The organism is Peribacillus sp. TH27 (assembly GCF_016650915.1).
In the GTDB taxonomy this organism is placed as follows: Bacteria; Bacillota; Bacilli; order Bacillales; family DSM-1321; genus Peribacillus; species Peribacillus butanolivorans.
Map to the genome: position 1 here is coordinate 1,570,703 of NZ_JAEKEV010000002.1, position 23,158 is coordinate 1,593,860.

A 23,158-nucleotide genomic window follows, 5' to 3' on the forward strand; every position below is an offset into this window, starting at 1 on the left:
TTCTATGCCTAACGGCCGGAAGCATGGCTTTTTTAATACAAATATTAGTGCAATTTTCTTTGACTCTATAAAATGCCTCACATCTTCCCTGCTTTGAAAAGGACATTTATCTAATTCCATAGATAGAAAAAGGGAAGTTTATATAATTAAAAAGTAAATCCCCCTCAAGATTGAGCGGAATTTACTTTTTTATTTCTTCGGCAATAGATTTTTTGAAACTGTTTCGAAAAACTGATCTACATAGTCGAAATCCGTGTAAAAGAATAATAAAAGATCACCCGGTTGTGATACTTCCCACGCTTTTACGAATGCGTCTAATTCATTAGGTACGATATATGTCTTATCTTTATGTAATCCTTCTTCTATCGCAGCTTCCCGAAGCAGCTCGGCTACCTCCAACGGTACTCTTCCCCGTAAATCATCGTCTTCTTTAATGATGAACAGATCTGAATGTTTTGCTACGACCTCTGACAATCTGATGATTTCTTCGTCAATACGGTCTCCTGGTCCTGCCAAAACAGTGATAATGCGATTTCTGTTATAGGCACTAACCGTATCGAAAATGGCCTGCAACCCTGCTACGTTATGGGCGTAATCGATAATAACGGTTCGTTCTTTTAGTTTTTTTAAATTGAAACGTCCTTTAGACAATTTTTTATCAGGCATAAACGCAATAGCCTTCTTTCGTAATTCTTCCATTGAAATACCTTGCGTATGTGCCGCGGCTAACGCTTGAAGTAAATTAGCGATATTATGTCGCGCCATGCCAGAAATCGTTATTGGGATTTGAGTGCAATCCATAAATTGATGTATCACACCATCTGATGAATAACTGATTATACCTTGTTCATCAACAAACCAAACCTTACGTCCTTCATTAATCGCGGCTTTCACCAATGGCTGAGTGGCATATGTAGAGGTGTATATAACCTCTCCATCAGTATACTCTGCCATAGCAGCTACATTCGGATCATCGGCATTCAAAACACAATAACCCGTTTTTTGAACGACCTCAGCTACTAGCCTCTTTAATTTAACGAGATCGTCTAGTGTTTCAATACCATCACAGCCAAGGTGATCTTCACTCACATTTGTAATAATACCAACATCACATTGACGAAAAGCTAGACCTTCACGAAGAATTCCTCCTCGTGCTGTTTCTAAAACAGCTACATCGACTTCAGGATGGGCCAATATCGTTCTTGCACTAATAGGGCCACTGCAGTCACCTTGTACCAATACCTCTTCGCCGATATACACTCCATCTGAATTCGTCATTCCAACCTTTGTTTTCACATCTGAAAGAAAATAATGAACCAATCGGGTTGTTGTTGTCTTTCCATTTGTTCCAGTTACTGCAATAATCGGGATAGTGGCCTCTTCTTGAGTTGGGAATAAATAATCTACGATGGCTTTGCCAACATCCCTTTTTTTTCCTTCACTTGGATAATGATGCATTCGAATCCCTGGTGCAGCATTCACTTCAATTATTGCCGTTTTTAAATGATTGAAAGGTTTTGATATATCCTGACAGATTAAATCTATTCCCGCAATATCCAATCCGATAGCTTTGGCAGCAGCTATCGCCATATTCCTAATAGTTGGATGAACCTGGTCCGTTACATCAATTGCCTTTCCACCAGTTGAAAGGTTCGCATTACCGACAACTTGGACCAGCTCACCTTGTTTCGGAATAGTATCAAGGTTCCGGTTCGATTTCTCCAAGTAACACGTTACCGTATGTGTAAGTGGAATTTTTGACATCGGCTTTTCATGTCCGTCTCCCCGCAACGAATTGAGGTTTTCCTTTTCTATCAATCTGCGTAACGTCTCTTTTCCATTCCCAATAACATAGGGAGGAAGCCGCAAACTTGTAGCTGTTAGCTCTCCGTTGACTATCAGTAACCGATAATCATGTCCTTCAAAATGACGTTCCACAATGTATTTTTCCACATGAGAATCCAAACAATGGATCACATTAAACAACTCATCCTTATTTTTGATATGGGTTATTACACCCTGGCCCTGTCTGCCGTTATACGGTTTTATAACAAGCGGGAAACCAAGCCTGTCGGCTGAGTCAAATATACCTTCTATTGAGTAGGCGATTTCTCCTTCTGGTACTGGGAGACTGCAACCTTTTAAAATAGCCTTGGTCAATGATTTATCACAGGAATTCTCAACGGCGATATTTGAAGTTTGGCTTGAAATTGTCGCCTGGACATACTTCTGCCTTGAACCAGTTCCTAAGCGCAGTAAACTCTCTTCGCCTATTCGTTCGACAGGGATTTTTTTTGAGTGAGCCGCCTGATAAATGGCTTCGGTACTAGGACCAAGTTTATTTTTATAATATAACTGTTCAATTTGGTTCACATATAATTGTACATTAATATGTTTTTCATCATTCAGGATAGCTTCTACGATTTCTTTTGCAGCTAAAAATGCTTGAAGACCTGACTTAGGCTCCTGATAGTCATAGGTAACATAATAAAGCCCTTGTTTTTTCATCATAATCGTTTTTCCACGAATGGCATTGATTCCAGCCATATTTTGGAGTTCAATCGTCATATGCTCCAAAATATGGCCCATCCAAGTACCCCGTTTCAGCCTCTCAGTGAATCCGCCTTGATATCCTTGTGAACAAGTATGGCTGCCAAGGTTAGGGAGAGTCTTTAACAACTTTTCATTAAACCCAGGAATAGCATCAGATGGCTGTTTTTCCAGTTCCTCTATATCTAATTCTATACAGATCGTTGGTGTATAAGAAAAATAATTTGGCCCTTTTAAAAAACGGACTCGATTGATTATCATGATTGGATCCCCTTTTTCATCAACAATTTTCTTGTATGCAAGTCAAAACGATAGCCTCTTGTAAGTGTATGAAGCTGAAACCCTGAGAGGGTCAACTCTTCACTGCCATTTTCAGAAGACGTGATATTGATATAATCACTTTTGCTTCCATCAAGCACTAAAACCTGATGTTGACCAAATACTTCAAATTGTCCATCTTTCACTAATATTGCTGTATTTTCATCAATACCTATACCAATAATTTCTTTATTTTCTGCTATCGCACTTAAAAGTCGATCAAAGCGACCACGCTGCGAAAAATGTTGATCAATAAGCAGGCCGTCTAGAAAGCCGAACCCTTTTCCAATCTCCACTTTTAATTTATCATCATTCAGCATCGTGTCAGCTGCGACAATCATTTGCTTACCCATAATTGAAGCACCCGCACTTGTCCCAGCTAGAACCATTCCATTATGCCAGGCCTTTGATAGAGTATTGTGAAATTTTGACTGCCCAATAAGCTCGGATAATCGGCTTTGGTTTCCTCCGGTTATAAAGATAGCTGAAAAAGAGGCCAGTTGTTCACAAATGGCCTGTTCCTCTGCATCCTTTCTTGAATTCAACTTGATAACTTCAACCTTGCTCACGCCTAAGTCTCTAAAAATCCTGATATACTCTTTACTCACTTCTTCAGGAATTTCACTCGCTGTAGGCAGGATGCCAATTCCACCTTTAGCGCGTATCGCGAGTTCGACAAATTTATTTAATACTTCACCTTCAAGGCACTTATCCTCAGCCCCACCGATGATAAGTAATTCACCACAATTCATTGCTCATACTCACCTTTACATATGGATTAAAATCATGAAGTTTTTCTAAACAGAACACATAATGAATAGTATGGCCTTTTGTCATAGTCTTCATTCATAAATTTAGCAAACTGTAGAATTTTGTTTAACTTAATGACATTAGAGGAAAAGTAATAGAGAAAATAATAAAAGGAGTGTGTAAAAATGAGCCAAAACCAATTAAAAGAACAAGTATTGAATATCATCGGCGATCATAAAATAGGTGTTCTATCATCAGTAGAAGATAACAAACCACATTCACGTTATATGACATTTTTCAACGACGAATTAACTTTTTATACACCAACAAGTGCATCCACAGAAAAAATAGATGAAATTGAAAAGAATCCTAATGTTCATATCCTAATCGGCTATGAAGATAAAGGATTCGGCGATTCTTACGTGGAAATCTCAGGGACCTCGAAAATAAACGACTCACAGGAACTAAAGAAAAAATTATGGGATACGTCATTTAAAAATTGGTTTGACGGACCAGAAGATCCAAACTATCTATTCCTTCAAATTAAGCCTGAAAGCATCCGTTTGATGAATAACAATGGTGAACCTCCACAAGAATTACAATTATAAAAATTGTCGGGACGTAAGGTAATTTTAATTTACGAGTAAATCTCATGTACTTACGAGTAAATGATCAAAACTCACGAGTAAATTGGCAAAATTCACGAGTAAATGATTTAAAATCACGAGTAAAATTTGGATTATCGCTAAAATTTCAAAAAGGATTTGCTTCTGCCTAAAAAGCCCACACTCGGTACATAATGAGTGTGGGCTTTTTTTCAATCATACTAGCTCTGATTGTATATAATGCAAGATTAGATTGGCTGTATGCTTTAATGAAGAGATATGTGTTCTCTCAAAGGCGTGAGATGCGTCAATTCCCGGACCAATCAAGCCATGAACCAAATCGTATCCTGCTCGGATTGCTGCGGAAGCATCCGATCCATAATACGGATAAATATCGACGCGATAGTCAATACCGTTTGCTTTAGCAAGTGAGGCAAGATGCTGACGCAATTTATAGTGATACGGACCGGAAGAGTCTTTGGCGCAAATGGAAACGCTGTATTCATCCGTCGTTTGGCCATCACCGATCGCTCCCATATCAACGGCTAGATATTCAACTGTTTTCTCTGGGATATTAGAATTCCCACCATAGCCTATTTCTTCATTATTAGAAATCAAGAAATGAGTGGTATATGCCAATTTAATCTTACCTGCAGAAATCAGGTCAATGATATGAAGAAGAATGCCAACGCTTGCCTTATCATCCAAGTGCCTTGATTTCAAAAAGTCAGTCTCTGTTACTTCTACCCTTGGTTCAAATGATACAAAGTCTCCAACAGAGATGCCAATTGCCTCTGTTTCCGCTTTTGATTTCACAACTGCGTCAATGCGGACTTCAATTGTCTCCTCATCACGTTTGGCATCACCGGCATTTTTATACACATGCACAGACGTTTGATTGATTAGAATCGTCCCAGTGACAAAAGCTCCGTCAGCAGTATGAATTTTGCAGTATTCCCCTTCCACTGAATTCCAGCGGAAACCTCCGATCATCGTCAATTTCAGACGGCCATTCGACTTAATTTCCTTTACCATCGCTCCTAGTGTATCGACATGGGCTGTCAGTAAACGATGTCTGGTTTCATCTTCACCTTTTAACGTAGCTAGCAATGCTCCTTTATTCGTGATTTGATAGGGTACCTGCTTGCTCTCCATGAATTTAGCCGCATACTTAATTGCTTGATCGGTATAACCAGATGGGCTTGGTATTGATACTAACTCTTTTATGTAAGTAACGATCTCTTTTTCTTTGATAACACTCATGCCTATCTCTCCTTTCCTCTTTGTTTATTATATCTTTTTATGCCAACTTTTAACATACAAAGGACCGCCCTGAGACAGTCCTTTGATTGATTTAACTCATTTGGGCCAGAACAGGCAAGATTGCCATAACCAATGTAGTAATACCATATATCGCGAAATTTTCCATATTCATTTTCCTTTTCCACTTATCACGCCATACTTTATATCTGCTCATATCTTCGTTATTCATGAAAAATCCTCCTCATGACGAAATTTCAATTTACCTTATCTGTCTTTGCTTGTTGGACATTTCCTTCATATATTCCAAGAAGGCAATTCTCTTTTCGTCTGGATAGGCTACAATGTCAGCAATGATTGCCTCTTCAAGAGGTTTCAGTAATCGACCAACCGATTCAGTAAACAATATTTCTAACTCTCTCTTTGTTTCATTAGGATTTCTCACTTCCATCAAAATCACCCTTCCAATTACTTACTAATTGTATATATCCTTTATTCACATAGTGAAACGTAAAAAACCGGCCACCTACACAGGCAGCCGATTGGATTTATTATTTTGTTTCTTTTTCAGTGACACCAACATTGAACCATTTATATTGGCGCTCCGCAAGATAATCATAACCAGAGACACGCTTATTTACTCCAGTCGTAGTGTAACGGAATAATGTTGGAATAATTGGAACTTCTTCATGAATCAGTTCTTGCCACTCATTGTAGGTATCAATACGATATTGATCATCAAACGCTTCCTCTGAGATTCCTTTCGCAAGAAGCTCATCATTTTTGTCGTTCACCCAGCGAGTATAGTTAAATGCTGCGGATTTTGACCAAAGACCAGATGGATCTGGATCGGAAGCAACACCCCATGCCGCTTGATAGATATCAACCTCTTCATTATCTTTTTTCAACAGATCATAGAATGAATTGAACTCATGCAGCCTTCCATCTAGCATTTGAACGTCTAGGCCTACTTCCTGCCATTGTTGAATGTAATAATTGGTAAGCGGTTCAGCAATATCTCCGCCGCTCATGGAAGCGAAGTTGATTTTGAACTCTTTTCCATCTGGGTCTTCACGAAGTCCATCTTTATTTGTATCAACATATCCGGCTTCATCCAAAAGTTTTTTAGCTTTTTCAGGATCATATTCATATGGCTTAACATCTTTATTATTATACTTGAAGTTTGGTGTGATAACTGAGTTGGCAGGGAAACGAAGCCCTTTATACATCTTTTCGCCGACTTCTTCATTATTGATGGCATAAGCCATTGCCTGGCGAAGACGTTTGTCTTCGAATTTCGGGTTGTCCATAACATTTTCTGCTTTTTCCTTATCATAATGACCGAACTTGAAACCAATATAAGAATAAGCTAAATCGACTTTTCCTAATATTTCAACGTTGTCCAATGCTTTTGCCTGGTCATATTGATCAGCAGAAATACTAGCTACATCGATATCCCCATTTTCCAGTGACTTAACAGCAACGGACGGATTCACAACTTTTAAAGTAACGCTGTCCAACTTAGGCGCTCCACGGTGGTACCCTTCAAACGCTTCGAATTCAACTGCTTCACCTTGAACAATTTTCTTCACTTTAAATGGTCCATAACCAATCGGATTTTTACGAATTTTATCAGAAGATTCCAACTTTGAAATTGGAACATCACTTAAGTATTCTTTATGAAGCGGATATGTCCATAATCCAGTTGTTACAGATGGATTTGCTTTCTTAAAAGTAAAGGTGATTTTCTTACCATCTACTTTAATACCCGAAATACTATCCGCTTTTCCGGCATGATACTCTTCCATACCTTCAATTAAAGCCATTTGTTCATCATAGCGTACACCTTTGTAATCCTTGCTCCCCAAGACAAGGTATGCATACTCTAAATCAGCCCCAGTCACAGGCTTCCCATCTTGCCAATTAACATTGTCTTTAATTGTAAGTGTTACCGTTTTATTATCGTCTGAAATTTCATAAGAAGCAGCACCGTCATTTGTGAAAACATAGTTTTCGTCTGTATCCAGTAAATCTTCATCAAGGAATGTGATAACTTGGTTATCCGGATCTCCTTGATAGAAAACTTTGTTTAATATCCCTTCAAACGGGGTATCTGATACCAATCCGTAAGTCAGATGGCCGCCTTCAATCGGCTCTCCCTGATTTGTTGTTTTTGTCGGGAATAGCGATGTATCAACTTGTTCGACATCTTTCCCTTTTTTTTCTTTTGTTGACGATTTTTCCGTATCATTTGAACATGCGGCAAGCAGTAGAGACGATATAGCCAATGCACTTAATACCTTGCTATAACTTTTGATCTTCATGACATACACTCCCCTTTTTTATCCTCTTCTTTGTCTTGCATCTGCGGCGCGTTTTAACGCTTGACCAACAAAATTTATACTCAGCATCAACACTAAAATCATGAGCGATGCGGGTACCCATATCCACCATTTGTTTTCCAAAACATCTGGATTTCGAGCATAACTGATGAGCGTCCCTAGACTCGGGGTACTCTCTGGAAGACCGAATCCTAAGAAAGTCAAACTGGATTCTAGGCCAATATTACCTGCTAGATTCAAAATAAAATTAACTATAATCAGTGAACTGACATTAGGAAGAAGCTGAAAAAGGATGATTTTCCAATGTGGTGTACCAAGTGTTTGTGAGGCGTGAATATAGTCCAACTCACGCTCTGACAAAGCCTTTGAACGAATCAGCCGTGCCTTTCCTGTCCATAAAAACATCGTCATGATTAATATGAAAACATACACATTGAATACTGGTACAATCGTGACTACAACAATGATGAACATCAATTGCGGAAGGGCAATCACAAAATCGATTACACGCATGATCACATTGTCGGTGGCCCCGCCAAAATATCCAGCTAGAAGCCCGAAAGATAAACCAATGATAGCCGTAAATAAGGTAATGAACAAACTGATGGTAAATGAGTTTCTCGTACCGATGATCAGTTGTCCGAATACATCCCGTCCACCATAATCGGTTCCGAGCCAGTAGTCTGAAGATGGTTCCATATAAATGGAGAGGAAATCGACCTTAGCAATTTCCTTGGCATCCATAAAGAACGACGCGCCGTAAACGAAAACCAATATAGCTACTAATATAATCAATGAGCCCATAGCAAGTTTATCCTTTTTAATTTCCTGCCATATGATTTTCATACCTGATGGGCTCACATCTTTCGTTTGAATGATTTTTCCGGATTCTACTTTCATTTCCATACGCTCACCCCGCTCCTATTCTATCCGTATGCGCGGATCGACCGCACTTAGTATGATGTCTGAAAGAAGAGTGCCAAGCAGAGTGGCAAATCCCGTCATCATGACGATGGCCGTCACTACACTGAAATCCCGTAAACTGACGGAACTAAGGAAAAGCTGTCCAAGTCCTGGATAACTAAAAATAGTCTCTATTATGACAGCGCCGCCGATCAACCCAGTAATTTCATAGCCTAAGAATGCTGCAATTGGTAAAAAGGAGTTTCTTAGGATATGCCGTGAATATACGTTGGATTCAGGTACACCTTTTGAACGCGCAGTCCTTACGAAATCCTTTATTTTATTATCAATTATTTCATTTCGTAAATATTGAATTGTACTTGTTGTAGCTATTAAGGCCGTACTTAAAGCCGGTAAAATCAGGTGATTGATCTTACTTACAACATATGCGAATGTACCTTCATCCACTTTGGAATCGACACTGCCTCCAGACGGGAACCAATCCAGGGCAAATCCGAAAACAAATAACATAATTAACGCAAAGATAAATATCGGTGTGCCAAATCCTATATAACTATAACCCGTAACGGTCTTATCCACCCAGGTATCATTATATCTGCCGCTAAGTATACCTAATGGAATGGCAAGCATATATGTAAAGATAAGTGTTACCAACGCAAGGAAAACCGTGTTCCAAAGCCTGTCTTCTATAACATCCATAACCGGCGTTTTATGTGTATAGGAAATACCAAAGTCCCCTTGTACAGCATTAGATGCCCACCTTATATATTGTTGATACCAAGGATCATTCAAGCCCAATTCTTCTCTGAGTCTTTCAAGCTCAGCAGGATTAGCCCTAGGATTGATTTCTTGACCAGACAAGGCATCTCCCGGCATTGCTTTTGCCATCATGAAAACGATAATGCTCAATAAAAAGAGCTGCGGGATCATAACTAAAAAACGCCTGAGGATAAACTTCCACATATCCTTTCCACCTCCTTATTGTAATGCGACTCTATGTGTTGATGAGATTGGCTTCAAGTCGTAAGCACGTCCATTTTCATCGAAAAATTTTGAATAAGACGACTCATACTCTGCTGATAATTTTTTTCTAAGCTGTACTTTTTCCTCACGAACTTCCGGCTCTAAATCCGGAATGGCAGCAATCAGACGCTTTGTGTAAATATGTTGGGGATTTTCATAGATTTCATCGCTATTGCCTTCCTCTACTAATCTACCGCGATACATAACGCCCATCCGATCACACATATGCCGGATTACACCGAGGTCATGACCAACAAATAAATAAGTTAAATTGAACTCCTGTTGGAGATCCTGAAGAAAATTCAACACCTGCGCCTGAACCGATACATCGAGGGCTGATACCGGTTCATCAGCAATAATCAGTTTGGGTTTTAATGTTAATGATCTAGCAATTCCAATCCGCTGGCGCTGCCCCCCTGAAAATTCATGAGGATACTTGTGAATCGATTCCGGACTGAGTCCGACTTTGTCCAAGAAGTCCTGAACGATTTTCTTTTCCTCTGCAGGTGATAACCGTTCAAAGTTCCTCAGCGGTTCGGCAATGATGTCCAGCACCCTCTTCTTGGGATTCAATGATGAATATGGGTCTTGGAAAATCATTTGGATATCTTTTCTGAATGGTTTAATCTCTTTTCTACTTAAAGCTGCTAAATCCCTGCCTTCAAACAGGATTTGTCCGGATGTCACATTATTCAGCTTGACAACTGCCTTACCTGTCGTTGACTTGCCGCTTCCTGATTCTCCTACCAAACCATATGTTTCCCCTTGCTGCAGCTCAAAGGACACACCATCAACGGCTTTTACATGATCAACTACTCTTCGGAAAAAACCGCCTCTTATTGGAAAATGCACTTTTAAATTATCTACTTTGAGTAATGTCATGAGTCGATGCATCTCCTTCAGCTTGAAAATAAAATTCTTTATAGCAGGTGCACCGTACAAAGTGATCCTGACCTACCTCGTGAAGATGAGGCGACTCTTCATGAGCTTGTTTAGGAATCCATGGAATACGATCTTGGAACCGACATCCCTTCCTGTCCATTTTTGCTATCGATGGAACAATTCCCTCAATAACGTGCAAACGGTTTTTTTCATTGGTAGCCGAAGGGATTGAATTTAATAGCGACCTAGTATATGGATGAAGTGGATTGTTAAATATCTCTTTAACACTTCCCGTCTCTACTACTTGCCCAGCATACATGACAACAATCCGATCAGCTACCTCTGCTACAACGCTCAGATCATGGGTAATTAATATAATCCCCATTTTGGTTTTACTTTGAATATCTTTCAACAAATCAAGTATTTGCGCTTGAATGGTAACATCTAATGCTGTCGTTGGTTCATCAGCAATAACTAGTGCAGGATTGCAAGCAATGGCAATCGATATCATTGCTCTTTGACGCATTCCGCCTGATAGTTCATGCGGATATTGCTTGTACGTCCGTTCAGGATAAGGGATACCCACTTGTGTTAAAAGTTCGATTGTCCTGTTCTTTTTTTCATCTCTAGAAAGTTCAGTATGATAGTCAAGATTTTCCTCAATCTGTTTTCCGATTGTCATCAGCGGGTTCAATGCTGTCAAAGGTTCCTGAAATATCATCCCTAATTCCTTTCCGCGGACTTTATTCATTTGTGTATCATTCAGTGTAAGTAAATTTTGACCTTTATAATGTATTGTACCTTCTGACTTCGTTCTCTGTTTATTATGTAATTGCATGATAGAAAGGGCCAGTGCGCTCTTTCCACATCCTGATTCTCCAACCACCGCTACAATTTCATTTTCATTTACAGTAAACGAAACATCATCCACCGCCGCATGATATTTGCTCTGAATTCGAAATGAGGTAGTAAGGTTTTCAATTTGCAATATAGCTTTCTTCATCCCTGCTCCCCCTAAACTATTTTTTCGGGAAAATAATAAATCTTCTGATAATTATTTAAAATTTTAATCAATTTTTAACATTTATTCAATAGTTTTGTAGAAAATAATCACATTTTTTTCATATTTTATAACTTTAGGAATATTTTTCTGCAATATAAAAATAGTTTCCTTCATAACTTTTACACAGTAAAGTTATGAAGTCCTATTTATAGCATAGAATAAAACATTTTAATTTTCTTATTTTGAAATAATGATTAAATATTCCACTAAAAATATTAAATCACTTAATTTCACCTAGGGAAAAAGTACTTATTTTGTTACAGTTTGAAAATTTTAATATTTCAGAAAAATTAGCTTAATTGTAAGAATATCATAAAATTAGTAATACTATCATGTATATTTCATATCTCTTTAAAAAACACCTTAAATATTATTTTTAAATGCACTGAAACCTTTTTAAAACTCTTTCGTAGAAACCGGTAGACAATAAATAATGAGGTGATTGAATGTATTCACAAACTGTAAACACATATATGCCATCTGTTATGCGTACCTTTGCTCTTTCTCTCGCAATCTCTGTATTAGGGATGGCTGTTGGAACTCTAGTTCCACCATCCTTATTTCTTCCCTTAGCGATTCTGGAAATTGCTATGCTAATTGGCGCTTTTATCATGCGGAAGAAAAAATCTATTGGCTACACATTCCTGTATAGTTTTACGTTAATTTCTGGGATTACCACCTATCCGATTATTGCACACTATCTTGCCACTGCAGGGGCGAATGTTGTGATGTTAGCCGGGGTGACGACAACAGTTGTATTTGGGGGACTAGCTATTTATGCTACAACAACCAAGAGGGACCTTTCTTTCTTAAGAGGAATGTTGTTTGCCGCCTTGTTAGCTTTAGTAGCCATTAGTATTTTTAACCTTTTCTCACCTTTAAGTTCTACAGCAATGCTAATCTTTTCATTTATTGGGATTCTTGTATTCAGTGGATATATTTTATATGATTTTAATCGAATGAAGCATTACGGGGTTACAGCAGAGGAAGTACCACTTATGGCCTTAAATCTGTATCTTGATTTCATTAACCTTTTTATTAACATCCTACGTTTCTTTGGTATTTTATCTAGCGAAGATTAAAAAAACGGGCATTATCTGCCCGGTTTTTTTATTTATATAGTCCAGGCTCTGATTTTTCAGTCCACGGCTGTTTTACACCAAAGGTACTGGCAATGAACTGAGTATCTTCTCTTCTTTTTTTCCTTACTTGGGCCCGCTGTTTCGCTGATTCGTTTAAATTCATCTCCATTTCAGTCTCTGGAACCAAACGCGGAACCGGTATTGGTTTTCCATCTTCATTGATGGCAACAAAGGTCAAAAAGGAAATAACACATAAGTTCCGGTCTCCCGTAACTAAATCTTCCGCAATAACTTTTACAATGATTTCCATAGATGTTCTGCCCGTATAAGTTACGAAGCTTTCTAGACATACTGCATTTCCTTCGTGAATAGGGTGCAGAAAATCGACAGAATCAGTTGATGCCGTAACGACATTACTTCTCGCATGACGCATCGCAGATATAGCTGCAACATCATCAATGTAAGCCATCAATTTGCCTCCAAACATCGTGCCAATATTATTTGTATCCGGCGGGAGAACAAGGCTCGTTTTTATGACCAAAGAGTCCCGGCAATGTTTTATTTCTTCCATGGTGACTGCACTCCTTTATGTCTAATTTCTCACTAGTTAACTTTATCGAATTCTTCACTGTAAAGCAACACACATGCTTATTTTCCTGCTTTTAGTTGGAATTATTCGACAAAAAATATTTCTACGTTTATTCACTTTTACTGTTCTGTAGGCTCTTTACCTGTTGTAGCTCTCGTAAGCTCAAGCCAAAGGTCATTTGTAGATGAGGATAATCTTTAAAACCTGACCAATCTCCTCCCCATTCAAATCCTAAATCTTTCGCGATAGAGACGACTTCCATCCAATCCGATTCCCCATTATCGTTGCCGTCATATTCCATATTCCAAATAGCCTCCCCTTGTTTGTTAAGGAGTGCAAAATCTATCGCCAATCCAAAATTATGAAGCGACTCCCCTCCTCTTGCATTAGTTACAATGCTTCCAGACTTTAAACGTCCTTTTTCATAGAGGTCATTTTGCTCTTCTAAAGTACGGAATCCAGCCGTTATGATTACCAGGATACCTTTTTCATTAGCCTGTTGAATGAGCTTTTCTTTTTTTTCAGCGACTATCGGATGCAACTCGTCAGTCAGTTTAATTTTATCTAGATCGGGGGGGAGCAAATGCTTAAGCATGAACCCTAACAGTAACCCGAAAAAGCCTATTATCAGACATGCCTTTACCCAGTTAACCTTCACTGAACAATCCTTCCTTTACGAATAACTGTCTGAATGAGAAAAACTCAACCAAAAGCGGATGAGTTTTTCTTCTATTATAACTTTGACTTCAATTCTTCTATTTGCAGTAAATGTCGTTTTTCATGCAAACCCACAAACGGAATCCATTGCTTCAAGCTTAATTCTTTAAACAATGGATGAGGGAATGACTTTTGTTCAAGATCTTTTTCATTTGCGCTGTCAACAACTTGTATAAATGCCTGGCGGGATTCGGACAATTTATTCTTAACCTCGTCCAAAGTTTGAAATGCTTCTGATGGAATGACAAATGGCGGCGCCGAGACCTTCACTTCACGATTTAGAGTATACTCTATCGGTTTATCTTCTGCAGGGATACTCTCATCGCTTTTTAACTTGTCGGCAATACTCTTTGTTATCACTCGCTCCATTAAATATAAATGATTCAATACCTGGATAATGCTCCAGCGGCCTTCTTCTGGATGGGCATTCAGCTGTTCATCCGATAAATTGTTAACCGCTTCTAATAGTTCTTCCCTAATTTTTTTGTTATCTTCCATTTTAGCATCTCCTCCCGAAAGCTTAGTTAAACTCCATCAATTATTCCATGTTCTGTATAAAGGTGTAAAATAAAAACACTTTTAGATAGGAAGAAAACCGATTTAAAGTTGTCTATTTTTAGAAAAGCTCTATGATAGTCATAAAGGTACTATTCACCTAATACAAATGACTTTTAAAATTCATCAAAGATAGTCAAAATAGGAGTGATCGTTATGAGCGGAGGACATATCCCATTCAGCCACAAAGGACGTAGCGTCATTAATGCAAAGCCTTCCAAAGGAAGCATTTGGACGATGCTAAGGCAAATGTTTAATCGTGTCCCATCTAAATGGAAATTTTCTTCCTTGATATTATGTATAATGTTGTTCATTTCTTTACTTGAGTTCTCCATCCCACAGTTGACTCAGTATACGATTGATGAAATCATTCCCGAAAAAAAATATGACTCCTTGATTTGGGTAGGCACAGGAATTCTTGGAGCTGCTATTTTATTAGCTTTACTAAATTACTTTAACAGCTATATCGTTTCCAAAGTCGGTCAAAAAGCGATTATGGATTTACGAAATAGCATGTATGAACATATTCAAAGGCTGGATATGAAATTCTTTGATAAAAACCGAACGGGTGACTTAATGTCACGGCTGACTAATGATGTCAATTTACTACAACAACTCATCTCTTCAAGCATGCTGCAAGTCGTAACAGACATGGTAACTTTTGTTGCAGTCGCTGTCTATATGCTTTTCATTAATTGGAAACTGACCATTGTCCTTCTTTTTACATTCCCGTTCATGTTCTATATCACAAGGGTATTTGGAAAACGTATTCGAATGTCGTTTAGGTCTGTTCAAAGTTCTGCAGGAGATGTCAGCAACCAGTTACAGGATTCTATCTCTGGAATGCGACTCATTCAATCTTTTACCAATGAAGAATTTGAATCGAAACGTTTCGCAGAACGTAATCATGAAAACATGGTAGCTAACATTAAATCGGTTCGCCTGCGATCCATGTTTGGTCCGGTTATCGATTTATTGAACAATATTGGTCTTGTTGCTGTTATTGTGTTTGGGGCTTGGCAAGTGATGGAAGGTGCATTTACAGTGGGATTAATAGTAGCTTTCCTCGCCTATTTGAGATTACTGCAGAGTCCTGTTCGCAATTTCAGCCGAGTAATCAGCATTGTCCAGCAGTCAGCTGCAGCTTTTGAGCGTATTACAGAAATTATGGAAACACAACCTGAAATCAGAGACAAAGGAAATGCAATTGAGCTTCCTTCAATAAAAAAACAAATTGAATTTCAATCAGTTGATTTTGCTTATGATGAAAGTGTTCCGGTTCTTAGCAATCTAAACCTAACGATGAAAGCTGGTCAAATAACAGCTCTCGTCGGCTCTTCTGGTGCAGGGAAATCGACAATTACAAACCTTTTAATCCGATTTTATGATCCACAACAAGGAACAATCAAAATGGACGGTCTTGATATCCGTGATGTGTCGTTGAAATCTATACGTAGCCAAATGGGGATTGTTTCTCAGGATATCATTTTATTCAATGGTTCAATCCGCGATAACATCGTTTATGGAAAACTTGATGCAACAGACGATGAAATCACTGAATCCGCTAAAGCAGCCAATGCTCATGACTTTATCAGGGCCTTTCCAAATGGTTACGATTCTCAAATTGGAGAGCGAGGCGTCAAACTTTCAGGAGGACAAAAGCAGCGAATCGCCATTGCTAGGGCACTTTTGAAGAATCCACAAATCATCATTCTCGATGAAGCGACAGCAGCATTAGATACGGAATCCGAGCATTTAATCCAGGAAGCATTGTCACGTTTATTAGTAAATCGGACTTCAATTGTCATTGCGCATAGATTATCAACCGTTCAAAATGCTGACCAAATAATCGTTCTTGAAAAAGGCAGTGTCCATGAAAAAGGAACGCATGAACAGTTATTGACAAGTAACGGCAGATATAGGCAGCTTCATGACTTGCAATTCCCTCAATTGAAGGCGGCTATTACATAACAACTGCACAACCGCCTTCAATGAAACAGGGTCCGATTTATATATAATAAGCCATGTGCACAGAAGTATTACTTCTGTGCACTTTTATTGAATTTATTTGAAATCATAGCTCTCTAAAATCCGATTGGTAATGAGCTGATACCCTTTTTCATTTGGATGAATTTTATCACTGAAATACTCTTTTTTCTTTTTATTTTCAAATAAATCATTAGTAGGGATAAATATCATTCTTTTATCCTCTTCTACTACCTCGTTTACTGATTTGTTATAATCATGAACGTGCTTTTCAAGTCGTTGATCATCTTTTTTTGGATTATACAGCCCAACTACAAGTATATCCGCTTTTTTGTTTTTCTTTAATAGTGTAGAAAGAATCTTATTTAGATGGTCGATATACTCTCGTTTACCATCATTTATTTTTTGATCACTTATTTTTTTCAAGTTACCTCCATTACTGTTAATCAAGTCGTTTGTTCCAATATAAACAATAAACGTGTCGGCTTTGTCCAATTTCGTGTTAATTTGATTATCTTCAAGCTGATCAATGACACCATCTGTTTCCTGGCCTTTAATACCGTAATTCCAAAAACGGACCTTTTTTTCAGAATCAGGGTTATTCAATTCATCCTCCAGACCTTCTACATAACCTTCCCCATCCTTATCACCTTTTCCATAGGTTAACGAATCTCCAAAAGCCATCACATCTTCCGACTCTGAAGCCTGAAACTTATATGCAGACAAAACAAATAACTAGTACAATTACAAATAAACCTACTATTTTTTTCATTTGTTTCTCCTTATGTAATGTATTTACTATGAAGTATTTTATCTTGTAATTACCCCAAAAATGAACATACTTAACATGCAAAAAAATGAATTGTCAGATAAACTGTAAAAAGTGTATGATACAATAAAAGCATTCAATGGAACGGATTTTCGTCAACCTCCTTTTATTCATAAATAGGGTGGGAATCCCATGTTTCTGGAGATTGTATACATAATAAGGATAGGAGTTAAAATGATGGATCAGTATATAGATTTTAGGGATGCAGAACTAACAGATTTACCAAGAGTAGTCGAAATATATAATTCGACTATTGCTTCAAGGATGGTCACTGCAGATACAGAACCTGTTTCAGTGCAATCGAGGCTTAAATGGTTTGAGGAACATCATTCAGAAAAACGACCGCTTTATATTATTACATTCGAAGGAAAAACTGCTGGATGGATGAGTTTTCAATCTTTCTATGGTAGGCCAGCCTATGATTCCACTGCCGAGATCAGCATATATATTGATGATTATTTCCGGGGAAAAGGAATTGGACAAATTTCGATTCAAAAGGCAATTGAAGTGAGTCCAAAATTAGGAGTTAAGACACTACTTGGTTTCATATTTGCTCACAATACACCGAGCATAAGACTGTTTTCTAAATTTGGTTTTGAAGAATGGGCGCATTTACCTCAAGTTGCCGAGCTAGATGGTATTGAACGGGATTTAGTAATCCTTGGTAAGCGTGTTAATATTTGAATTTCATTATTTAAAAGCTATTGCCTTCATTCAGCAGTAGCCTTTTTTAGTTTCAATGAAGAAATCTATTTTAAAGTCACTGACGAAATTTAAAAATCACTATAAACTTTCTTAAGCAAAAAATATTGTGATTTTCATTTATTTGTTATAGCATTTAACAGCGAATCCAATTCTTGACTTGCTTGAACAGTTAGAAGGCTTGTAAAACCATAATCAGTCTGCCAATTTAATCATTTCCCGTCTCTTTTCTTCTATTCTTTCTACGGTTATCTGTGGGGGCATCTATAGTCACTTCCTATTTATTCAATTTTCTTACATCTTTTATGATAAAGAAATAAGTAGTTAAAATCAACCATATATGGAAATTAAAATGTGTTATTCCACAAGGTAAATGTGACAAAAAGCCTATTCTATTCCCTGTTTGTGTATTTTTTGTGACATTTTATATTCTTGACAAATATAAAAAAGCATTCACTCATGTACACTGCGAATGCTTTAATAATATTCATCAGATTAAATAATATTTTAAGATAGTAAAGTATTTTAAGAACTCTTACTATGTCATCCACTCTGAAGGAGACTCGATATTAGGTCTATTTATAACAATCTTATATTCATCTTCAAGCACTTTTAAAGGAACATCATAAAGATGTCTTTCATCAGAGGTTTTATAAACTCCATTCGCTAATAACTCTTCAATCAGCAATGCCTTCCTCTGTTCAATTCTCTTAAATAATTCTGCCATGTAAATGGCTCCTTTCCTTGTCTTCATCAGCCCGCCTTCATATGAGCTAAATTGTAGTAACAGGTATCATTTTCACCAAATTATATCTTTTCTATTATGTCACTAAACGTTATTTCACAAAAATAAAAGCCTCTTCTAATTCAAGAAGAGGCTTACAGTAGTCCGTTCGGCTCTTCTTATCTTCCAAGCGTATGCTTGTTGGATGTAGCACAGTTCCCAAAATGGGTCTGCTGCCGAGGTTTCTTTGGGCCAAGTCCCTCCACCTCTCTGGATAAGAATTCAATATATAAATGATGTAGACATGATTTTATCCCAATATTCTTCAAAAGTCAATCACATGGTTCTCCCTTTTTTTGATAGGTATTCTCTATAGACCCCATTCAAATTGGGTTGCAATTTCCTGGCTTTCTGATATGATGTCAGTAATTACATACATTCACACCACTAGGGGAGTCTTTTTAAGACTGAGATGGAATTTGTTCCGGACCCTTTGAACCTGAACCGGATCATACCGGCGGAGGGAAGTGGATGATATCGTCTTTAAACACATGACTTTATCCATCTGCCCCGCTCCGTATTTCAGGAGCGGTTTTTTTTTTCAGATGGAAAAGGTGAATAATTAGACTGCTAGGGGAGCACTTTTGCTGAGAATCAAACCCTTTGCACCTGATCTGGTCATACCAGCGGAGGGAAGCAGGCTGTAAGAAGGAATTTGCTTCTTCCTCGGTAACAGCCGCTTTCTTTCAGAGAGCGGTTTTTTTGTTGATCAGATAGTGTATGCACACTTTACAATTTTAGTAAATTTTAAATTTCAAGGAGGATGTACCATGGAGAATACAAAATTAGAAACCTTCAGTGATAGACTTCATGAACGGGCAAAAGGAATCTGGAAAAGGAACCATACACATCCCTTTGTTCAGGCGATTGGAGATGGGACGCTTTCAGAAAAGAAATTTGCCTATTACCTAAAGCAGGACTATATCTATCTTATGGATTATTCCAAACTCTTTGCGTTAGGAGTCATCAAAGCTCATAATCTCGAAACCATGGCTAAGTTTGCAAGTATTTTGAATGAAACCCTTCAAGTAGAAATGGATATCCATCGACATTATGCTTTGGAGTTCGGAATCAGCTCAATCGAATTGGAAAATACAGAACCTACTCCAACCACTCTAGCTTATACGGGTTACATGCTAAATGCAGCCCAAAATGGGACTTTGGCCGACCTGATAGCCTGCCTCCTTCCATGCGCCTGGGATTATTATGAGATCGGTTTGCTATTAAAAGAACAAAATGGTGAAGCATTAGAAAACAATCGCTATGCTGATTGGATTAAATCATATTCGTCTCCTGAATTCGGTGAAGCACACAAATGGCTGATTGCTTTGTTGGAAGAGTTAACAGAAGGCATGCCTGAAAAGGAACTTCTTAGATTAGAGAAGCATTTTTTGGTGACTTCCCGTTATGAATATTTATTCTGGGATATGGTTCAAAATGAGCAGGATTGGCCACTGTAGGATGTTGGCATGATGATGAATCCAATCAAGAAAATGACGTTGACTGCCATGATCACGGCCATTACTACCATAACTAGTTCATTCATTTTCATCCCGGCCGGATTTGCAAAAATCTTTCCGATTCAGCATCTGGCAAATGTCATGACAGCCGTTTTATTGGGACCGGCTTATGCGGTAACACAAGCTTTTTTAGTTTCCATCATTAGAAACATGTCTGGTACAGGTTCAATTTTCGCCTTTCCTGGCAGCATGATCGGTGCACTATTGGCTGCCGTCCTTTATCGAAAAACACAAAGCTTGAAATTCGCTTGTTTAGGGGAAGTGATAGGGACCGGCATTCTTGGATCCCTAGCTTGTTATCCCCTTGCTGTCCTCCTATTGGGAGAAAAAGCAGCTATTTTTGGTTTTTTACCAGCTTTTATGCTTAGTTCATTCGCAGGTGCCATTTTAGCTTTCATTTTACTGAAAATACTTTTAAAAAATAATTATATGAAGGGGTTTTTTTATGAAAACAGCGTTAACCATCGCAGGCTCTGACTCAGGGGGCGGTGCTGGAATACAAGCTGATTTAAAAACATTTTCTGCACATGGGGTTTTTGGAATGTCTGTCATTACAGCTGTAACGGCACAAAATACAATGGAGGTACGTTCAGTACAAGCTATAGATACAGGTATCATAACGGATCAAATTGCAGCTATTTTTGAAGATATACACGTCGATGCAGTAAAAATAGGTATGCTTGGATCAAAAGAAATAGTTGAAACAGTCGCCGCGTCTCTAAATACCTTCTTACCCGCAATCGTTATCCTTGATCCTGTCATGATTTCCAAAAGCGGCCATCATTTGCTCGATGAAAAAGCTGTCTCTGCTTTAAAAACAGAATTACTGCCGCTTGCAACACTTGTAACACCGAATGTACCCGAAGCCGAAGTCCTTACTGGCTTGTCGATTCGAACGAAGCAAGATTTTTACGAGGCTTGTATATCAATTAAAGAACTTGGGGCAAAAGCGGTTTTACTTAAAGGAGGCCATTCAGCAGGGAATCCAAATGATCTTTTTTATGACGGAACTGACTTTTTCTGGATTAAAGGAGAACGCATTCATACAAAAAACACCCATGGGACAGGCTGTACTCTGTCATCCGCCATTACATCCAATCTGGCAAACGGACTACCTTTAAGACAATCCATTGAACAAGCCAAGACATATATTTCTGAAGCCATACGAAATAGCTTTTCACTCGGTAAGGGGCACGGACCCGTCCATCATTTTTATTCATTTTCAAAAGAAGAAAGGAGTGATTTAATATGAATGTTTCCGTTTCAGACTTATTCTTTCAGGTCAGAGAAAGTAAACCGCTCGTTCACCAAATCACTAACTTTGTTACGGTCAATGACTGTGCCAATGCCACTCTTGCCATCGGTGGTTCACCTGTTATGACATCTAGCCCAAGAGAAGTCGAGGAGATGGTCAAATTGGCTGATGCTCTGGTCCTGAACTTCGGTACGATTGATGATAAAGCCTTGGAAGCAATGGAGATTGCCGGTAAGACAGCGAATTCCCTTAATATCCCAGTTATTTTGGACCCAGTGGGAGTTGGTGCAACTTCCTATCGTACAGAACAAGTGGCAGAGCTCCTGAAGAAAGTTACCTTCCAAATCATCCGCGGAAATGCGAGTGAAATCCATCGGTTAATGGGTGGGGATATCGTTACACGTGGAGTGGATTCAGGTGAACTTGCGATTAGCAATGCAGAACTGGCAGCACGTGCGGCTAATAAATTGCATTGTGTCGTCGTAGTGAGTGGCGCCAAAGATGCTGTTAGCGATGGTAAAAATACGTCCATTATCGATAATGGTAATCCTCTATTAACGAGTGTTACAGGTACTGGCTGTATGGCTACTGCTCTTATCGGAACTTTTTCCGGAGTCACAGACAATTTCTATGCTGCGGCAGTTGCCGGGATCTCAACAATGAGCATTTCCGGGGAACTTGCTGCTGCAAAACTTCAAAAAGATGAAGGAACTGGAACGTTTCGTGTGCGATTAATCGATGCGATATCAAGAATAGATAAGGAAATTTGGATAAATGAGGTGAAATTATATGAAGAAGTCTCAAATTGATTTAAGCCTATATTTAGTGACAGAAGAGTCCATAGCAATAGAAGATTTGACCAAAATCATAGCAGAGGCGGTTTCTGGAGGAGTCTCGATCGTACAACTTAGAGAGAAAAACAATTCCTCCCTCTCCTTTTATAAAAAAGCTTCTGCATTAAAACAGTTACTACACGAACTTTCTATTCCGCTGATCATTAATGACCGGGTAGATATAGCACTTGCTGTTGGAGCAGACGGAGTTCATATCGGACAGGATGACCTTCCACTTTCAGTCATCAAACAATTAGTGCCTGACAATATGATTATCGGTGTATCAGTCTCAACTCTAGAAGAAGCTATCGAAGCCGAACAAAATGGAGCGGACTATATCGGTGTTGGTTCTATTTTCCCTTCGAAAACAAAGCAAGATGCAACCTTAATGGCAAACGGAGAACTTGAGAAAATTTGCCGCAGTATATCGATTCCTGCAGTAGCTATCGGAGGTATTACCGCCGAAAATATCTCATCTCTTTCAGAAAGTGGAGTATCTGGTACAGCGGTAGTTTCCGCAATCATGAATGCAAATAGTCCACAGCATGCCGCTGAATTCCTTTTAAGCATAATAAAAGACTTTAAGTAA

The 23,158-nt window shown here is 38.4% G+C and carries 24 protein-coding genes, 1 pseudogene and 3 riboswitches; of the genes and pseudogenes, 9 read left to right on the forward strand and 16 right to left on the reverse strand.

The window, feature by feature from the left end; all coding sequences use genetic code 11:
* Positions 1–189: 189 nt before the first annotated feature.
* Both cphA and JFU24_RS08960 read right to left on the reverse strand, forming a co-directional pair.
* Complete coding sequence (gene cphA / locus JFU24_RS08955) at positions 190–2,811, reverse strand: cyanophycin synthetase (RefSeq protein ID WP_201221576.1); 2,622 nt, start codon at positions 2,809–2,811, stop codon at positions 190–192.
* Positions 2,808–3,620, reverse strand: a complete 813-nt coding sequence (locus tag JFU24_RS08960; protein WP_053345089.1) for a cyanophycinase — start codon at positions 3,618–3,620, stop codon at positions 2,808–2,810. Before JFU24_RS08960 ends, cphA begins: the two co-directional genes overlap by 4 nt.
* 183 nt (positions 3,621–3,803) lie before the next feature.
* Between JFU24_RS08960 and JFU24_RS08965 the strand changes: the two genes are divergently transcribed.
* The gene (locus JFU24_RS08965; protein WP_056530738.1) at positions 3,804–4,226 is read left to right on the forward strand and encodes a pyridoxamine 5'-phosphate oxidase family protein; all 423 of its coding nucleotides are present in this window, start codon (positions 3,804–3,806) and stop codon (positions 4,224–4,226) included.
* A 213-nt stretch (positions 4,227–4,439) separates the two neighbouring features.
* Here the strand turns inward: JFU24_RS08965 and JFU24_RS08970 are convergent, their stop codons facing one another.
* The 8 genes from JFU24_RS08970 to JFU24_RS09005 all read right to left on the reverse strand — a co-directional run bounded on the left by JFU24_RS08970 (position 4,440) and on the right by JFU24_RS09005 (position 11,657).
* Positions 4,440–5,486, reverse strand: coding sequence for a M42 family metallopeptidase (locus tag JFU24_RS08970; protein WP_201249862.1), 1,047 nt, complete (start codon positions 5,484–5,486; stop codon positions 4,440–4,442).
* Between the two features lie 91 nt (positions 5,487–5,577).
* Positions 5,578–5,715 carry a hypothetical protein gene (locus JFU24_RS08975; RefSeq protein WP_201181697.1) on the reverse strand — a complete coding sequence of 46 codons (138 nt, stop codon included), beginning with the start codon at positions 5,713–5,715 and terminating at the stop codon, positions 5,578–5,580.
* A gap of 30 nt (positions 5,716–5,745) precedes the next feature.
* Entirely contained in the window at positions 5,746–5,934 is a 189-nt protein-coding gene (locus JFU24_RS08980; protein WP_201181698.1) for a hypothetical protein, read from the reverse strand.
* Positions 5,935–6,034: 100 nt separating this feature from the next.
* Positions 6,035–7,807 carry an oligopeptide ABC transporter substrate-binding protein gene (gene opp4A, locus JFU24_RS08985; RefSeq protein ID WP_201221578.1) on the reverse strand — a complete coding sequence of 591 codons (1,773 nt, stop codon included), beginning with the start codon at positions 7,805–7,807 and terminating at the stop codon, positions 6,035–6,037.
* A gap of 18 nt (positions 7,808–7,825) precedes the next feature.
* The gene (locus tag JFU24_RS08990; protein WP_201183392.1) at positions 7,826–8,725 is read right to left on the reverse strand and encodes an ABC transporter permease; all 900 of its coding nucleotides are present in this window, start codon (positions 8,723–8,725) and stop codon (positions 7,826–7,828) included.
* 21 nt (positions 8,726–8,746) lie between these two features.
* The gene (gene opp4B, locus JFU24_RS08995) at positions 8,747–9,712 is read right to left on the reverse strand and encodes an oligopeptide ABC transporter permease (protein WP_201181702.1); all 966 of its coding nucleotides are present in this window, start codon (positions 9,710–9,712) and stop codon (positions 8,747–8,749) included.
* Positions 9,713–9,727: 15 nt separating this feature from the next.
* Complete coding sequence (locus JFU24_RS09000; protein WP_056530750.1) at positions 9,728–10,654, reverse strand: ABC transporter ATP-binding protein; 927 nt, start codon at positions 10,652–10,654, stop codon at positions 9,728–9,730.
* Positions 10,632–11,657, reverse strand: a complete 1,026-nt coding sequence (locus tag JFU24_RS09005) for an ABC transporter ATP-binding protein (protein ID WP_056530752.1) — start codon at positions 11,655–11,657, stop codon at positions 10,632–10,634. The genes JFU24_RS09000 and JFU24_RS09005 overlap by 23 nt, the downstream gene beginning before the upstream one ends.
* Before the next feature lie 506 nt (positions 11,658–12,163).
* Here JFU24_RS09005 and JFU24_RS09010 point away from each other — a divergent pair.
* Positions 12,164–12,799 carry a Bax inhibitor-1/YccA family protein gene (locus JFU24_RS09010; RefSeq protein WP_053345082.1) on the forward strand — a complete coding sequence of 212 codons (636 nt, stop codon included), beginning with the start codon at positions 12,164–12,166 and terminating at the stop codon, positions 12,797–12,799.
* 28 nt (positions 12,800–12,827) lie between these two features.
* On the opposite strand, the gene JFU24_RS09015 is transcribed toward JFU24_RS09010, so the two are convergent.
* The 3 genes from JFU24_RS09015 to JFU24_RS09025 form a co-directional block, all read right to left on the reverse strand.
* Entirely contained in the window at positions 12,828–13,370 is a 543-nt protein-coding gene (locus JFU24_RS09015) for an acyl-CoA thioesterase (RefSeq protein WP_201221582.1), read from the reverse strand.
* 127 nt (positions 13,371–13,497) lie between these two features.
* Positions 13,498–14,046 (reverse strand): M15 family metallopeptidase, encoded by a 549-nt coding sequence (locus JFU24_RS09020; protein WP_342214679.1) that lies wholly within the window; start codon positions 14,044–14,046, stop codon positions 13,498–13,500.
* Positions 14,047–14,120: 74 nt separating this feature from the next.
* Complete coding sequence (locus JFU24_RS09025) at positions 14,121–14,603, reverse strand: DinB family protein (RefSeq protein ID WP_201181706.1); 483 nt, start codon at positions 14,601–14,603, stop codon at positions 14,121–14,123.
* A gap of 213 nt (positions 14,604–14,816) precedes the next feature.
* Between JFU24_RS09025 and JFU24_RS09030 the strand changes: the two genes are divergently transcribed.
* Positions 14,817–16,631, forward strand: coding sequence for an ABC transporter ATP-binding protein (locus JFU24_RS09030; RefSeq protein WP_201249863.1), 1,815 nt, complete (start codon positions 14,817–14,819; stop codon positions 16,629–16,631).
* A 93-nt stretch (positions 16,632–16,724) separates the two neighbouring features.
* Here the strand turns inward: JFU24_RS09030 and JFU24_RS09035 are convergent, their stop codons facing one another.
* Positions 16,725–17,330, reverse strand: a complete 606-nt coding sequence (locus JFU24_RS09035; protein WP_201249864.1) for a DUF459 domain-containing protein — start codon at positions 17,328–17,330, stop codon at positions 16,725–16,727.
* A gap of 322 nt (positions 17,331–17,652) precedes the next feature.
* On the opposite strand from JFU24_RS09035, the gene JFU24_RS09040 reads away from it, so the two are divergent.
* A complete protein-coding gene (locus tag JFU24_RS09040) occupies positions 17,653–18,159 on the forward strand; it encodes a GNAT family N-acetyltransferase (RefSeq protein WP_201221588.1) in 507 nt (168 codons plus the stop codon).
* 134 nt (positions 18,160–18,293) lie between these two features.
* On the opposite strand, the pseudogene JFU24_RS31285 reads toward JFU24_RS09040, so the two are convergent.
* Positions 18,294–18,368 (reverse strand): annotated as a pseudogene (locus JFU24_RS31285) (Spo0E family sporulation regulatory protein-aspartic acid phosphatase); the annotation flags it as partial.
* A gap of 347 nt (positions 18,369–18,715) precedes the next feature.
* Positions 18,716–18,931, reverse strand: coding sequence for a Fur-regulated basic protein FbpA (locus JFU24_RS09050; RefSeq protein WP_082527750.1), 216 nt, complete (start codon positions 18,929–18,931; stop codon positions 18,716–18,718).
* Positions 18,932–19,077: 146 nt separating this feature from the next.
* A riboswitch (SAM riboswitch) is annotated at positions 19,078–19,182 on the reverse strand.
* A gap of 158 nt (positions 19,183–19,340) precedes the next feature.
* Positions 19,341–19,444, forward strand: a riboswitch (TPP riboswitch).
* Between the two features lie 79 nt (positions 19,445–19,523).
* A riboswitch (TPP riboswitch) is annotated at positions 19,524–19,613 on the forward strand.
* 118 nt (positions 19,614–19,731) lie between these two features.
* Between JFU24_RS09050 and tenA the strand changes: the two genes are divergently transcribed.
* From tenA to thiE, 5 genes are read left to right on the forward strand one after another with little or no spacing between them, the layout of a single operon-like run.
* Positions 19,732–20,421 carry a thiaminase II gene (gene tenA / locus JFU24_RS09055; protein WP_201181714.1) on the forward strand — a complete coding sequence of 230 codons (690 nt, stop codon included), beginning with the start codon at positions 19,732–19,734 and terminating at the stop codon, positions 20,419–20,421.
* Positions 20,422–20,436: 15 nt separating this feature from the next.
* Complete coding sequence (gene thiW, locus JFU24_RS09060) at positions 20,437–20,958, forward strand: energy coupling factor transporter S component ThiW (RefSeq protein WP_053347998.1); 522 nt, start codon at positions 20,437–20,439, stop codon at positions 20,956–20,958.
* The gene (thiD, locus tag JFU24_RS09065) at positions 20,927–21,733 is read left to right on the forward strand and encodes a bifunctional hydroxymethylpyrimidine kinase/phosphomethylpyrimidine kinase (RefSeq protein ID WP_053345073.1); all 807 of its coding nucleotides are present in this window, start codon (positions 20,927–20,929) and stop codon (positions 21,731–21,733) included. The genes thiW and thiD overlap by 32 nt, the downstream gene beginning before the upstream one ends.
* Entirely contained in the window at positions 21,730–22,545 is an 816-nt protein-coding gene (gene thiM / locus JFU24_RS09070; RefSeq protein ID WP_201181718.1) for a hydroxyethylthiazole kinase, read from the forward strand. The genes thiD and thiM overlap by 4 nt, the downstream gene beginning before the upstream one ends.
* Positions 22,526–23,158: a thiamine phosphate synthase gene (gene thiE, locus JFU24_RS09075; RefSeq protein ID WP_201249865.1), complete on the forward strand. Its 633-nt coding sequence runs from the start codon at positions 22,526–22,528 to the stop codon at positions 23,156–23,158. The genes thiM and thiE overlap by 20 nt, the downstream gene beginning before the upstream one ends.

Excerpts from the sequence above, each read along its gene's own strand:
- thiD (WP_053345073.1), top strand. The coding sequence starts at position 20,927 with ATGAAAACAGCGTTAACCATCGCAGGCTCTGACTCAGGGGGCGGTGCT.
- thiM (WP_201181718.1), top strand. The coding sequence starts at position 21,730 with ATGAATGTTTCCGTTTCAGACTTATTCTTTCAGGTCAGAGAAAGTAAA.
- JFU24_RS09000 (WP_056530750.1), bottom strand. The coding sequence starts at position 10,654 with ATGACATTACTCAAAGTAGATAATTTAAAAGTGCATTTTCCAATAAGA.
- JFU24_RS09035 (WP_201249864.1), bottom strand. The coding sequence starts at position 17,330 with ATGGCTTTTGGAGATTCGTTAACCTATGGAAAAGGTGATAAGGATGGG.
- tenA (WP_201181714.1), top strand. The coding sequence starts at position 19,732 with ATGGAGAATACAAAATTAGAAACCTTCAGTGATAGACTTCATGAACGG.
- JFU24_RS09015 (WP_201221582.1), bottom strand. The coding sequence starts at position 13,370 with ATGGAAGAAATAAAACATTGCCGGGACTCTTTGGTCATAAAAACGAGC.
- JFU24_RS09030 (WP_201249863.1), top strand. The coding sequence starts at position 14,817 with ATGAGCGGAGGACATATCCCATTCAGCCACAAAGGACGTAGCGTCATT.
- JFU24_RS08975 (WP_201181697.1), bottom strand. The coding sequence starts at position 5,715 with ATGAATAACGAAGATATGAGCAGATATAAAGTATGGCGTGATAAGTGG.
- thiE (WP_201249865.1), top strand. The coding sequence starts at position 22,526 with ATGAAGAAGTCTCAAATTGATTTAAGCCTATATTTAGTGACAGAAGAG.
- JFU24_RS08960 (WP_053345089.1), bottom strand. The coding sequence starts at position 3,620 with ATGAATTGTGGTGAATTACTTATCATCGGTGGGGCTGAGGATAAGTGC.
- JFU24_RS09025 (WP_201181706.1), bottom strand. The coding sequence starts at position 14,603 with ATGGAAGATAACAAAAAAATTAGGGAAGAACTATTAGAAGCGGTTAAC.
- JFU24_RS08990 (WP_201183392.1), bottom strand. The coding sequence starts at position 8,725 with ATGAAAGTAGAATCCGGAAAAATCATTCAAACGAAAGATGTGAGCCCA.
- cphA (WP_201221576.1), bottom strand. The coding sequence starts at position 2,811 with ATGATAATCAATCGAGTCCGTTTTTTAAAAGGGCCAAATTATTTTTCT.
- thiW (WP_053347998.1), top strand. The coding sequence starts at position 20,437 with ATGAATCCAATCAAGAAAATGACGTTGACTGCCATGATCACGGCCATT.
- JFU24_RS09010 (WP_053345082.1), top strand. The coding sequence starts at position 12,164 with ATGTATTCACAAACTGTAAACACATATATGCCATCTGTTATGCGTACC.
- JFU24_RS08980 (WP_201181698.1), bottom strand. The coding sequence starts at position 5,934 with ATGGAAGTGAGAAATCCTAATGAAACAAAGAGAGAGTTAGAAATATTG.
- JFU24_RS08965 (WP_056530738.1), top strand. The coding sequence starts at position 3,804 with ATGAGCCAAAACCAATTAAAAGAACAAGTATTGAATATCATCGGCGAT.
- opp4B (WP_201181702.1), bottom strand. The coding sequence starts at position 9,712 with ATGTGGAAGTTTATCCTCAGGCGTTTTTTAGTTATGATCCCGCAGCTC.
- JFU24_RS09005 (WP_056530752.1), bottom strand. The coding sequence starts at position 11,657 with ATGAAGAAAGCTATATTGCAAATTGAAAACCTTACTACCTCATTTCGA.
- JFU24_RS09040 (WP_201221588.1), top strand. The coding sequence starts at position 17,653 with ATGGATCAGTATATAGATTTTAGGGATGCAGAACTAACAGATTTACCA.
- opp4A (WP_201221578.1), bottom strand. The coding sequence starts at position 7,807 with ATGAAGATCAAAAGTTATAGCAAGGTATTAAGTGCATTGGCTATATCG.
- JFU24_RS09050 (WP_082527750.1), bottom strand. The coding sequence starts at position 18,931 with ATGAAGACAAGGAAAGGAGCCATTTACATGGCAGAATTATTTAAGAGA.
- JFU24_RS08970 (WP_201249862.1), bottom strand. The coding sequence starts at position 5,486 with ATGAGTGTTATCAAAGAAAAAGAGATCGTTACTTACATAAAAGAGTTA.